Origin of the sequence: Micromonospora sp. NPDC047740 (assembly GCF_043204735.1) — a bacterium.
Lineage (GTDB): Bacteria > Actinomycetota > Actinomycetes > Mycobacteriales > Micromonosporaceae > Micromonospora.
Genome location: NZ_JBIDCT010000014.1, coordinates 178,984 through 191,002, shown reverse-complemented (window position 1 = coordinate 191,002; position 12,019 = coordinate 178,984). Strand labels below are relative to the sequence as shown.

Sequence of the window (12,019 nt, the reverse complement as noted above, 5' to 3'; positions counted from 1 at the left end):
CGTGGCGTCCGTGCCGTGGTGGTTCGGGCATGATGTGCTGATGTTCTACGCCGTCATCCCGGCGGGGGGCAGTGGCACACGATTGTGGCCGCTGTCCCGGGCCGGCCATCCCAAGTTCCTCCACCCGCTGACCGGTACCCCGGCCTCGCTGCTCCAGGCGACGGTGGACCGACTGTCGCCGTTGACCACACCCGAGTGCACGCTGGTGGTCACCGGGGCCGCGCACGTCGCGGCGGTGGCCCGGCAACTGGCTGGCCTGCCAGAGGAGAACATCCTGGTCGAGCCCTCGCCGCGCGACTCGTGTGCGGCGATCGCGCTGGCGGCGGCCGTGATCGCGGAGCGCGAGCCGACGGCGGTGATGGGCTCGTTCGCCGCCGACCACCTGATCGGCGACGCCGCGTCGTGGGCGGAGACCGTACGCCAGGCGATCCGCGGCGCCGAGCAGGGGCTGCTGATGACGGTGGGCATCACCCCGACCCGGCCGGAGACCGGCTACGGCTACCTGGAGACCGGCGAGCCGACGGGCGACGGTCCGCTGCGTCCGGTGCTCGAGTTCAAGGAGAAGCCCGCCGCCGAGGTGGCCGAGGGATACGTCCGCTCCGGACGGCACCTCTGGAACGCCAGCATGTTCGTCTGGCGGGTGGACGTCTTCCTGGCCGAGCTGGCCCGGCAGCAGCCGGCCCTGCACGCCGGGATCGTCGCGATTGCGGCGGCGTGGGGGACTCCGGAGCAGGACGACGTCCTCGGCACCGTCTGGCCGACCCTGCCGAAGATCTCCGTCGACTACGCGGTGATGGAGGGCGCGGCGACCGCCGGGCGGGTGGCCACCGTACCCGGTGACTTCGGCTGGAACGACGTCGGCGACTTCCACACCCTCGGCGACGTGCTGCCCGCTGACGCGGACGGCAACGTGGTGCTGGGCGCCGACGCCAAGCCGGAAGTCCTGCTGCGGGACAGCAGCGGCTTGGTGGTGGTGCCGCACTCCGGCCGGCTGGTGGCCGCCCTCGGCCTCCGCGACCTGATCGTGGTGGACACCCCGGACGCGCTGCTGGTCTGCCCGCGGGACCGGGCCCAGGACGTGAAGAAGCTGGTCGACGAGCTGAAGGAGCGCGGCGAGGAGGGCCTGGTCTGACCGGGTCGTGCGCCCCCGCCGGGCCGCCGGGTCAGCCGGCGGCCCGGCGGGCCAGGGCGGCGAGGGCCGGCGCGACGAGCTGGACGGTCCCGTCGGCCAGTGGCTCGGGCAGGCGGTCCGGCGGGAACCAGCCCAGCGCCTCGGACTCGTCGCTGACCCGCTCGGTCGCCCCCGGCGGGGCGAGCACCGTGAACCGGACGTCGTAGTGCAGTGACCCGCCCTGGCAGGCGACCGGGTGAATGTCCACGTCGATCGGCTCAGGGTCGACCGTCAGCCCGGCGATCCCGGACTCCTCGCCGGCCTCGCGTAGCGCGGCGGCGGCCAGGGTCGGGTCACCGGGTTCGCAGTGCCCGCCGAGCTGTACCCATTTGCGGAACTTACCGTGCAGGCAGAGCAGCACCCGCGCGCCGGTGTGGTCGAGCACCAGGGCGCTCGCGGTGACGTGCCCGGCCCGGTGGGCGCGGCTCATCGCCACCGGCCCGGCGGACAGCAGCTCCAGGGTCCGGTCCCGGGCCAGGGCGGCCGCCGGGCTGGTCGGCGTCCAGTGGCTCAGCAGCGCGGTGGCGTCGGCGTGCAGGTCGGCGTACGTCGGGAGGTCGGTGCGGGTCTCGGGCACTCCGACACTCTACGAGCGCGGTCTTCGTACCCTGGCCCGGTGACCCTGCGACTCGTCGAGTTCGTCGTGGCCGGCAACGAGGCCAGCGACCTGTTGCCGGTACGCTCCCCGGCGCTGCTGCGCGCCCACGGCGCCCGCCGGGGTTTCTGGACCGTGTTGGACGAGGGCCCGGTGGAACGCTGCCTGGCCCTGCTGGTGGAACGCCACGACGGCGAGTGGGTGGCGCATCACGTGGCCGCCGACGCCGGCCGGGAGAACGGCCGCACCGAGGACGGCGAGGCCCTCGCCCACCACGACGGCTGGGTGTACGTCTTCGGCTCGCACTTCGGGTCGAAGGCCGGCCCGCTGCGGCCCCGCCGCGCGTTCGTGGCCCGGTTCCGCGAGGAGGACGCCGCCTACGGGACACTGCCGGTGCACGTGGTCCGCAATCAGTTCCGGCTGCACCGGGCGGTCAACGACGCCCTGGCCGCGGCCCCGCTGACCCCGCTGCCGCCCGGCGACCGGGTCCGGCACCGGTTCATCGTGGAGACCCTGGCCCGGGGCACCGCCCGGGCCAAGAGCTGGGTGCGCCGGCTCGCGCCCGACGACGTGCCGCTCAACGTCGAGGCCGCCGCGTTCACGCCGACCGGGACGGTGCTGCTCGGGTTGCGTTTCCCGGTCACCGCCGAGGGGGAGCCGATCCTGGTCGAGCTGGCCGGGGTGCCCGACATGTTCGGCGCCCAACCGGGCTGGCCCCGGCCGGTCGGGGCGTACGCCCTGACCGGGGTGACCCCGCCGGGCGCGCTGACCGGCTTCCGGGCCGTCACCCCCACCCCGGACGGCGGGTACGCGGCGGTGATCGGGTCGATCGACGCGTTGGGCAAGGGTTCGGTGCTGTTGGACGATCATCCGCACGGTGGTGCGGTGACCTCGCGGCACGTCCGGTTCCGGTGGGACGTCACGCCGGACGCGCGGGTGGCGGGCAAGCTGGTGGCCGAGCTGGCGCCGTTCCACCACGTGGAGGGGTTGGCCGAGCTGGACGGGCGCTGCTACTACGTGACGGACGAGGACCACCGGGTGGCGCTCTGGATCGACTGAGACGACCGCGCCAGGTCGGACGACCGGATGGCATCTCTGCGGAGAACCCGCCGCAGACCCTCGTGATGCCGTCCGGTCGTCCGTCTCCCCGGGTCCCGGGTGGGGTGCAACCACCGTCCCGAGCCGGATGGGCAAGGGAAGCATGCCCAACCGGCCCCGTTGGCGTCGAGGTTTTTCAGCCCACGCTTAAAGATGGAGATTAGTGCCGCCGGGTACAGTGCCACTGGTGGCGGGCTCTCCCTCTGTCCGCCCCCGGGAGCGCTCCATGCTGAAGATCATCTTCTCGAGCGAGGACATCCTGCGGACCAGGGTGGCACCCGCCGCAGACCCGGTCTGGGAACTGGTCCTCAGCCTGCACCTGCTCCAGGGTCGTGGACGTGACCCCCTGCTGACGCCATGGCGACGCACCGTGGCCAACACCCTCCGGATGGAGGAGAGCGCCGGGGAACGTTTCCGTCTCCTCCTGGCCCTCAACCCACCCCGCGGCTACTTCCCCGACTTCCTCACCCCGTACGCCAGCAAGGACGGCCTGGCGGCGGGGCTGGAAGCGGTCCGGGGCACCCCGGTCGACATGCTGCACCGGGACCTGACCCGGCTGGCCGAGGAGAACGTCCTGCCCGCCCCGGCCGCCGGGCTGGCCCGGGGCGAACCCGAGGTGCTGCGCCACCTCACCGGCTCGATGGCCCGCTACCAGGAACTCGCGGTCACCCCGTACTGGTCCCGGATCCAGGCCGCCGTGGAGGCGGACCGGGCGCGGCGGGCCCGGGCGATGCTCGACGGCGGGGCCGAAGGGCTGCTGGCCAGCCTCCGGCCCAGCATGCGGTGGGCGGACGGGGTGCTCGAGGTCCTCGACTATCCGGACACCCGGGAACTGCACCTGGACGGCCGGGGGTTGCTGCTGGTCCCGTCGTTCTTCTGCGCGCGCACCCCGGTCGCGCTGGTCGACCCGGCGCTGCCGCCGGTGCTGGTCTATCCGGTCGACCGGCTCGGCGGGCTCACCCCGGCGCCCGGGCTCGGTGTCCGGCGGGACGCCGACGGCGCCAGCCGGGAGGCCCTGGCCGCCCTGCTCGGCCGCACCCGCGCCGCCGTGCTGGAAGCCGCCGACGAGGGATGCACCACCGGCGAGATGGCCCGCCGGCTGCGCATCTCCGCCGCCGCGGCCAGCCAGCACACCAGCGTGCTGCGCAACGCCGGACTGCTGGTCAGCCACCGTGACCGCAACACCGTGCTGCACACCCTGACCCCGCTCGGCCGCGCCGTCCTCGACGCCTGACCAATTGCGCCGGGCCGGTTGGCTGCCGCCAGGTCGGCGAGGTGGCGGGGTCGGCGGGATCCGGACCCCGCCGGCTCGGCGACGTGGCGCGGCATCAGGGGCCCGGCCGGGTCGGCGAGTGGGGGACGGGCCCGAGACCGGAGCGGTGGTCAGAGGGCCAGGGCGGCGCTGGCGGTGCTGCCGGCCGGCGGCGGGAACACCGCCGAGGAGATGCCCTCCGCGGCCAGCGCGGTCCGCAGGCGCTGCAGGTCGGCGCCGAAGCGCACCAGGTCGCCCTGGTCGACCGGGGCCGGCGGCGCCCCGAGCACGAGTCCGCTCGCGTGCGCGGGCCAGCCGGGCACGCCGGCGACCATGCCGGCGCGTACCTCGGCGTCGGTGACCTGGGTGAAGACCGTGCCGGGCGCGACCACCCCGGTGACCGCGGCGATCGCCCGGTCGACGGCGGCCGGGTCGGCCGGCGACGGGCCCGGGCCGTCGGCGAGGAGCGCGGCCTCGCGCAGCCCGGCCGCCTTCGCCTCGGCGGTGCCCAGCGAGAAGAGGTCCAGGGCGGCCTCCCGGACCAGCACCCGGGCACCCTCGCCGTCGTCGGCCCCCGCCACCCCCAGGTAGCCGCGGACGACCGCGACCGGTACCTGGTCGCACTTGCCCTTGATCAGCTCACCGGCGGCGGCCAGCTCGTCCACCACCGCCATCTGGGTCAGCTGGAGCTCGTTGCCGTACGGGTCGATCTCCCCCCGGTGGTCGCGGATCGCCGGCATCCCGGCCACGCCGAGCGCCACGTCGGTCAGGCCGTTGCGCCACGGCCGGCCCATGGTGTCGCTGATGATGACCGCGACGTCCAGGTGGTACCGGTCGCGTAGCGCGGCCCGCAGCGCGCGGGCGGACGCGTCCGGATCCCGGGGCAGCAGCACCAGCCGGGTCTTGTCCACGTTCGAGGCGTCGATGCCGGCGGAGGCCATCACGAACCCGTGGTGGGTCTGCACGATCCGGGTGGCACCCCGGGCCGCCACCACCCGTGCGGTCTCCGCCGCGAGCACCTCGTCCCGCGCGGCGAGCCGGTCGGGCCCGTCCGCCGGCACGTCGACCAGCCGGCCCTCCGCCTTCGACACGATCTTGCTGGTCACCACCAGCACGTCCCCGTCGCGCAGCCACGGCGCCGCAGTGGCGATCATCGCCGCCAGGTCGTCGCCCTCGGTCACGTCGCCGATGCCCGGCACGGGCAGGATTTCCAGTCTCACACCAACTCCAACGCGGCCCGGACCATCGCCGCCGTCGCCGCCTCGTCGATCATCCGCAGCGGTGCCGACCGTACGGAGGCGTCCGGCACCAGCGTCCCCTCGTCCTCGGGCGCCACCAGCCAGCCGTCGAGCAGGCCGCCCGCCGACCGGCCGCCGTAGAGGCCGCCCACCCCGGCCGCGCTGCACTCCACGCCGAGCACGGCGAGGCAGCGGTCGGCCATGCCGCGTACCGGCGCGCCGCCGATGATCGGGGACACGCCGACCACCGGGGCTGGCCCGTCGGTCACCGCGTCGCGCAGACCCGGTACGGCCAGGATCGGGGCGATGCTCACCACCGGGTTGCTCGGCGCGATCAGCACCACGTCGGCGGAGCCGATCGCCTCCAGCACACCCGGCGCCGGCTTCGCCGTGTCCGCGCCCACGAAGACGAACCGGTGCGTCGGGATGTCCGCCCGGTACCGCACCCACCACTCCTGGAAGTGGATCGCCCGCTGCCCCTCGTCCCCGTCGACGACGACGTGGGTCTCCAGCCGGTCGTCGGTGGCCGGCAGCAGGGTCAGCCCCGGCTCCCACCGGGTGGCCAGCGCGGCCGTCACGGCGGACAGCGGGTAGCCGGCGTTGAGCATGGTCGTCCGGACCAGGTGGGTGGCGATGTCCTTGTCGCCCAGGCCGAACCAGGCGGGCTCCGCGCCGTACGCGGCCAGCTCGGACTTGACCGTCCAGGTCTCGCCCACCCGGCCCCAGCCCCGCTCCGGGTCGGCGCCGCCGCCCAGCGTGTACATCACACTGTCCAGGTCGGGGCAGACCTTCAGCCCGTGCAGCAGCAGATCGTCGCCGACGTTGACCACGGCGGTCACCTCGGCCCCCACCTCCCGGGCGTACGCGCGGACCCCGAGCAGGAACCGCGCGCCCCCGATCCCGCCGGTCAGTACCACGATGCGCATGGCTCCATCCTTCCCTACGCGCCGCCGTCGCCCGGTCAGTGGCCGGGGGACTGTGCGGGAAGCGGAAGCGAACCGTCCGAACCGCTCAACTATGAGCAACCAGTAGGAAGCAGGCTAGGCTCAGTCGGCACCTGTCCGTTTTCGTCCCCAGGGGGAGTTCGTGACCAGCCCCGCCGAGCCCGCGTCCGGCGACGCCACGCAGGCCAGCCAGTTGACCAAGCCACTGCGCGAACTGGCCGCGCTCGTCCTGCTCGGCGCGAACGCCGTGCTGCTTTTCGTCGGCCTGCTGCGCCTGCTGGTGCCGATGGACGGCTACAGCACCTTCAGCGGTCGGGCGGGGAGTGCCTTCTTCATCTTCGTCGGCGTCGAGTCGGCCGTGCTGCCGGTGTTGGCCGTCCTGCTCGCCACCCACGTACGCCCGGCGCTGCCCAAGGCCAAACTGATCACCCAGGCGGCCCTCGGCGAGTACGCCCTCGCCGCGTTCTTCGGCGCGCTGACCTTCCTGGTTTGGCTGGTCGGCCGGCTCGCCGAGGCCGAGGTGCTGGATGCCTTCCTCGGCCTGCTCACCCGGCTGGCCTGGGTGGCGATCTTCGGGGTCGCCGCCTTCGTGGTCTTCAAGGTCTGGCGCACCCTCTACTACGTCCCCCGGCCGAAGCCGCAGCCCGGCGTGTACGGGCAGCCGCAGCCGCAGCCGGGCTGGCCGCAGCCGCCGGCCGGCTACCCGGCGCCGGGCCAGCCGGGCGGTTACTCCGCGCCCGGTCAGCCGGGCGGTTACCCCGCGCCCGGCCAGCCGGGTGGCTACCCCGTCCCGGGCGGGTACGCGCCCGGCGGGCCGGCGAACCAGCCCGGCGGCTACCCGCCGCCCGGCCAGCCGGGCCAGCCGCAGTCGGCGCCGCCGTTCAACACCGCCCCGCCGCACGCCCCGCAGTCCGCGCCGCCGTTCGGGGCTCCGCAGCCGGCACCGCACCCGGCGCCGCCCTTCGGTCAGCCGCCGTCGGCAGAGCCGACCCAGGCCATCCCGCGCCAGCCAGCCGAGCCCGGCCAACCGACCACACCGGACAGCGACCGTACCCAGCGCTTCGACCGGGACGACCCGAACCACCCGCGCTGACCGCTTGAGATCACGGTCAGCACTCGCACGGGAAGGGTGGCCGCCCCACGCCGGGAGGCCACCCTTTCCGTGAGTCGGCGGCCACGGCGCCGACGTAGCCGACGTAGCCGACGGCGTCCACCGGGCGCGGGCACGGCGTGGGGTGGATGGGCAGCGCATAGGGTGGACGGATGGTTGATCGCACCGGGTCCGTCCCCACCGAGGCGAGCGTCCGGCGGGCCCTGGGCCGGGCCGCGACCGGCCGGGCGCTGGACGTCGACGAGGCAAGCGCCCTGCTCACCGCGCGCGGCGAGGCGCTGGACGAGCTGCTCCGGATCGCCGGCGAGGTACGCGACGCGGGGCTGCGGGAGGCCGGCCGCCCCGGGGTCGTCACCTTCTCCAAGAAGGTCTTCATCCCGCTGACCCGGCTCTGCCGGGACCGCTGCCACTACTGCACGTTCGCCACGGTGCCGCACCGGCTCCCGGCCGCGTACCTGGAGAAGGACGAGGTGCTGGCGATCGCCCGGGAGGGCGCCGCGCAGGGCTGCAAGGAGGCCCTGTTCACCCTCGGCGACCGCCCCGAGGAGCGCTGGCCGGCGGCCCGGCAGTGGCTGGACGAGCGCGGCTACGGGTCCACCCTCGACTACCTGCGGGCCTGCGCCGTGGCGGTGCTGGAGGAGACCGGCCTGCTGCCACACCTCAACCCGGGCGTGCTCTCCTGGTCGGAGCTGCAACGGCTGAAGCCGGTCGCGCCGAGCATGGGCATGATGCTGGAGACCACCGCGACGCGACTCTGGTCGGAGCCGGGCGCCCCGCACTACGGCTCGCCGGACAAGGAGCCGGCGGTCCGGCTCCGGGTGCTCGACGACGCCGGCCGGGTCGGCGTGCCGTTCACCACCGGCATCCTCATCGGCATCGGGGAGACCCTGGCCGAGCGGGTCGACGCCCTCTTCGCGATCCGCCGGGCCATGCGGGAGTACGGCCACCTCCAGGAGGTGATCGTGCAGAACTTCCGCGCCAAGCCGGACACCGCGATGCGCGGCATGCCCGACGCGGAGCTGCACGACCTGGCCGCCACGATGGCGGTGGCCCGGGTGCTGCTCGGCCCGAAGGCGCGCATCCAGGCCCCGCCGAACCTCATCGAGGGCGAGTACGCGCTGCTGTTGCGCGCCGGCATCGACGACTGGGGCGGGGTCTCGCCGGTCACCCCGGACCACGTCAACCCGGAACGCCCCTGGCCGCACCTCGACGAGCTGGCCCGGCAGACCGCGCAGGCCGGCTTCACCCTGCGCGAGCGGCTGACCATCTATCCGGAGTACGTCCGGGCCGGCGACCCGTGGCTGGACCCACGCCTGCTGCCGCATGTCATCGCCCTCGCGGACCCGGCGACCGGGCTCGCCGTCGAGGCGGCCCGCCCGGTCGGCCGCCCCTGGCAGGAGCCGGAGGAGGTGTTCGGTGGGCGTACCGACCTGCACGCCACCATCGACACCACCGGGCGGACCGGGGACCGGCGTGGCGACTTCGACAGCGTCTACGGCGACTGGTCGGCGGTCGCGGGCAAGGTCAGCGTACCGACGGGCGGATCGAGCGATCCCGACCTGCGCGCGGGCCTACGGCTGGCCGCCGAGGACCCGGCGGCGCTGCTCGATCCGGCGCACGAGGCGAAAGCGCTGGCGCTGTTCGGCGCGGACGGGCCGGCGCTGGACGAGCTGTGCCGGATCGCGGACGACGTCCGCCGGGACGCGGTCGGCGACGACGTCACGTACGTGGTCAACCGCAACATCAACTTCAGCAACGTCTGCTACGTCGGCTGCCGCTTCTGCGCCTTTGCGCAACGGGAGCGGGACGCCGACGCGTACCGGCTCTCCGTCGACCAGGTCGCCGACCGGGCCGAGGAGGCGTGGGCGGCCGGCGCCACCGAGGTCTGCCTGCAGGGCGGGATCGACCCGAAGCTGCCGGTCACCGGGTACGCCGACATCGTGCGGGCGATCAAGGCCCGGGTGCCGGGGATGCACGTGCACGCCTTCTCTCCGATGGAGATCGTGACCGCGGCCGCCAAGGCCGGCGTACCGGTGAAGGAGTGGCTGCTCCAGCTCCGCGAGGCCGGCCTGGACACCATCCCCGGCACCGCCGCCGAGATCCTCGACGACGAGGTCCGCTGGGTGCTCACCAAGGGCAAGCTGCCGGCCGCCGCCTGGGTCGAGGTGGTGAGCACCGCCCACGAGCTGGGCATCCGGTCCAGCTCCACGATGATGTATGGCCACGTCGACCACCCGGGCCAGTGGCTCGCCCACTTCCGGGTGCTGGCCGGCGTGCAGGACCGCACCGGCGGGTTCACCGAGTTCGTCGCGTTGCCGTTCGTGCACACCAACGCGCCGATCTATCTTGCCGGCATCGCCCGCCCCGGCCCGACCTGGCGGGAGAACCGGGCGGTGCACGCGATGGCCCGACTGCTGCTGCACGGCCGGATCGGCAACATCCAGTGCTCCTGGGTGAAGCTGGGCGACGAGGGCACCGTGGCGATGCTCCAGGGCGGCTGCAACGACCTGGGCGGCACGCTGATGGAGGAGGCCATCTCCCGGATGGCCGGCTCGGGTAACGGCTCGGCCCGGACGGAGGAGCAGCTCAAGGCGATCGCCGCGGCGGCGGGCCGGCCGGCCCGCAAGCGGACGACCGCGTACGGTCACGCCGGCGCCTGACGGCGGACCTTTTCCGCTGGCGGCCGTACCAGTGGATGCCGGCGGCGGGTGGCCCGAACTTCTTCGAGTTCGGCGACGACGTCCGGAACGGGATTCACATCGACAACGACGGCGACGGTTATCCGGATGTCACCTGTCGTTTCGAATTCACCACCGAGATCACGATTCCGAGCAGCTTTCTTTACCACACCGGACCGATCTCGTCGCTGAACAGCGGCAACGAGACCGTCGTGCCGGTGTCCAGGATGGACCTCTGGAACCGGCTGCCTGCCCTCGAAGGACCAGCGGTTCGCCCAGTTCGTCGGGCGTTCCGAGCGGGCCGTGTCGCTGCCCGTGCCGTTGGTGGGCCAGGCGTTCACCCCGGGACGCGGCGGCAGCCGCGGTCACTCCGGGCTCAGCGCCACCGACGTGGCAGCCGGGCCGGCCGGGTCGGGTCGCGCACCCCACTCGGGGGTGCGGGAGCGCCACATCCGCGACGGGGTGTTCCACAGTGCCGTCGAACCGGTACTGGTGGCGGGTCTCTGTACCGTCTGGTGGGACGACCGGACGCTGGCCGGCCCGATCTCCGTCACCGGCGGCGCGATCGCCGAGTTCGTCCGGCCGACCAGCGCATCGCCGGGGGCGAACTGATCGTCCGGGTCCCGTTCGCCGTCGCGCTCCGTCCACGATCTGGACGGGGCGCGGTCGGCGATTCCGGGCTCGACGGGCGATACGGCGGGAGCCGCGTTATCTTTGCGCACCAGAATGCTGATCTTGGACGGTGTCGCGACGGCCGCCCGGGTACGGCCCGCCGGAGCCTCCACCGGGGGCCTCCGTCGGTGTCCACTCCGGTACGCCACGGCAGAAAACTTCGGACAACTCGCCGGAGAAGGCGTTACTCGTCCGGGGTCTGAATCGATAGGGCAGGTTGCGAGGCCCGGACGGCTGAGATGGCCGACCGGAACGTGTCGGGAGGGCGACTCCATTATCAAGTTCGGCTTGACGGCGCACGCATTACACGCGTGTAATTTGAATGGGGTTGTTCGCACGGAACGCAACAAATTGCGACCGGGCGGACAAGCACGCCTTTCGCGTGGGGGGTTGCAGCGGCGATGACGCCGGTGCGCGACAAGGAGGCATCTGATGGACGGCCAGCTCGAGGTGGCCGACCTGCTCGGAAACGCGCCGGAGTGGCAGGAGCGGGCGCTCTGCTCGCAGACCGACCCGGAGGCGTTCTTCCCCGAGAAGGGCGGCTCGACCCGCGAGGCGAAGCGAATCTGCTCGCGGTGTGAAGTCAAGACGGAGTGCCTGGAATACGCCCTGGGGCACGACGAGCGGTTCGGGATCTGGGGCGGGCTCTCCGAGCGGGAGCGGCGGAAGCTGAAGCGGCGGGTCGCCGCCTGACGCGTACCGGGCCTGGGCGGTGGGGGCCGCCCGGCTCGGGCCGACAGCTCGGCCGGTGGGGGCCGGCCGGGGTGCGGCAACGCGGGCGCGGCTCAGGCCAGCTCGTCGGGGTCGACCCCGAGCAGGTTCGCCACCTGCTCGATGATCACGTCGTGCACGAGGTCCGCGAGGTCCTCGCGATCCATGGCGCGGAACTCCAGCGGGCGCCGGTAGAGCACGATCCGGGGTGGCACCTCCTGCCGACCGGGGCGCCCGGGCAGCAGGCGGGCCAGCGGAACCTCGCCGTCCTCCAGCACGTCCGAGTCGTAGACGTTCAGATCCGGTGGGACGTCCTCGACCGCGAACTCGACGCCGGCTAGTTCCTTGGCGAATCGTCGTTCGAGGGTCTCGACCGTGTCCAGCACCAGGTCGTCGAAGACCTCGGCCTTGGTCCGGGCCAGCGGTACGGTGGCCGGCACCAGCCGCCCCCGCAGCCCGCGCCCGTGGCGGTCGCGGTGGGTGCGCCGGCCGGAGCCGGGGCGGCGGTTTTCCGGACTCGTCATGACGCACAGGGTAGCCCGCACCACC

At 73.7% G+C, this 12,019-nt stretch carries 11 protein-coding genes and 1 pseudogene; 8 read left to right on the top strand and 4 right to left on the bottom strand.

Annotated features, from left to right (window positions below):
- The first annotated feature begins 40 nt into the window (after positions 1-40).
- On the top strand, positions 41-1,132 hold the full coding sequence (locus ACGF4F_RS25600; RefSeq protein WP_357436518.1) for a sugar phosphate nucleotidyltransferase: 1,092 nt from the start codon (positions 41-43) through the stop codon (positions 1,130-1,132).
- A gap of 31 nt (positions 1,133-1,163) precedes the next feature.
- On the opposite strand, the gene ACGF4F_RS25595 is transcribed toward ACGF4F_RS25600, so the two are convergent.
- Positions 1,164-1,748: an NUDIX domain-containing protein gene (locus tag ACGF4F_RS25595; protein WP_357436520.1), complete on the bottom strand. Its 585-nt coding sequence runs from the start codon at positions 1,746-1,748 to the stop codon at positions 1,164-1,166.
- A gap of 39 nt (positions 1,749-1,787) precedes the next feature.
- Between ACGF4F_RS25595 and ACGF4F_RS25590 the strand changes: the two genes are divergently transcribed.
- Positions 1,788-2,825: a hypothetical protein gene (locus ACGF4F_RS25590; protein WP_357436522.1), complete on the top strand. Its 1,038-nt coding sequence runs from the start codon at positions 1,788-1,790 to the stop codon at positions 2,823-2,825.
- Positions 2,826-3,090: 265 nt separating this feature from the next.
- Positions 3,091-4,098: a winged helix-turn-helix domain-containing protein gene (locus tag ACGF4F_RS25585; protein ID WP_357436524.1), complete on the top strand. Its 1,008-nt coding sequence runs from the start codon at positions 3,091-3,093 to the stop codon at positions 4,096-4,098.
- Between the two features lie 149 nt (positions 4,099-4,247).
- Here ACGF4F_RS25585 and ACGF4F_RS25580 read toward each other — a convergent pair whose 3' ends face one another.
- On the bottom strand, positions 4,248-5,336 hold the full coding sequence (locus ACGF4F_RS25580) for a coenzyme F420-0:L-glutamate ligase (RefSeq protein ID WP_357436526.1): 1,089 nt from the start codon (positions 5,334-5,336) through the stop codon (positions 4,248-4,250).
- Positions 5,333-6,280 carry a 2-phospho-L-lactate transferase gene (cofD, locus tag ACGF4F_RS25575; RefSeq protein ID WP_357436528.1) on the bottom strand — a complete coding sequence of 316 codons (948 nt, stop codon included), beginning with the start codon at positions 6,278-6,280 and terminating at the stop codon, positions 5,333-5,335. Before cofD ends, ACGF4F_RS25580 begins: the two co-directional genes overlap by 4 nt.
- Before the next feature lie 160 nt (positions 6,281-6,440).
- Here cofD and ACGF4F_RS25570 point away from each other — a divergent pair, with 160 nt between their 5' ends.
- The 5 genes and pseudogenes from ACGF4F_RS25570 to ACGF4F_RS25550 all read left to right on the top strand — a co-directional run bounded on the left by ACGF4F_RS25570 (position 6,441) and on the right by ACGF4F_RS25550 (position 11,452).
- Entirely contained in the window at positions 6,441-7,391 is a 951-nt protein-coding gene (locus tag ACGF4F_RS25570; RefSeq protein ID WP_357436530.1) for a hypothetical protein, read from the top strand.
- Between the two features lie 170 nt (positions 7,392-7,561).
- Positions 7,562-10,069, top strand: coding sequence for a bifunctional FO biosynthesis protein CofGH (locus ACGF4F_RS25565; RefSeq protein WP_393080881.1), 2,508 nt, complete (start codon positions 7,562-7,564; stop codon positions 10,067-10,069).
- Between the two features lie 44 nt (positions 10,070-10,113).
- Positions 10,114-10,290, top strand: a pseudogene (locus ACGF4F_RS25560) (DUF4331 family protein); the annotation flags it as partial.
- 100 nt (positions 10,291-10,390) lie between these two features.
- Complete coding sequence (locus ACGF4F_RS25555; RefSeq protein ID WP_357436533.1) at positions 10,391-10,699, top strand: phospholipase; 309 nt, start codon at positions 10,391-10,393, stop codon at positions 10,697-10,699.
- A gap of 492 nt (positions 10,700-11,191) precedes the next feature.
- Complete coding sequence (locus tag ACGF4F_RS25550; protein ID WP_013284161.1) at positions 11,192-11,452, top strand: WhiB family transcriptional regulator; 261 nt, start codon at positions 11,192-11,194, stop codon at positions 11,450-11,452.
- A gap of 92 nt (positions 11,453-11,544) precedes the next feature.
- On the opposite strand, the gene ACGF4F_RS25545 is transcribed toward ACGF4F_RS25550, so the two are convergent.
- On the bottom strand, positions 11,545-11,994 hold the full coding sequence (locus ACGF4F_RS25545; protein ID WP_091260118.1) for a metallopeptidase family protein: 450 nt from the start codon (positions 11,992-11,994) through the stop codon (positions 11,545-11,547).
- Between the last annotated feature and the right edge of the window lie 25 nt (positions 11,995-12,019).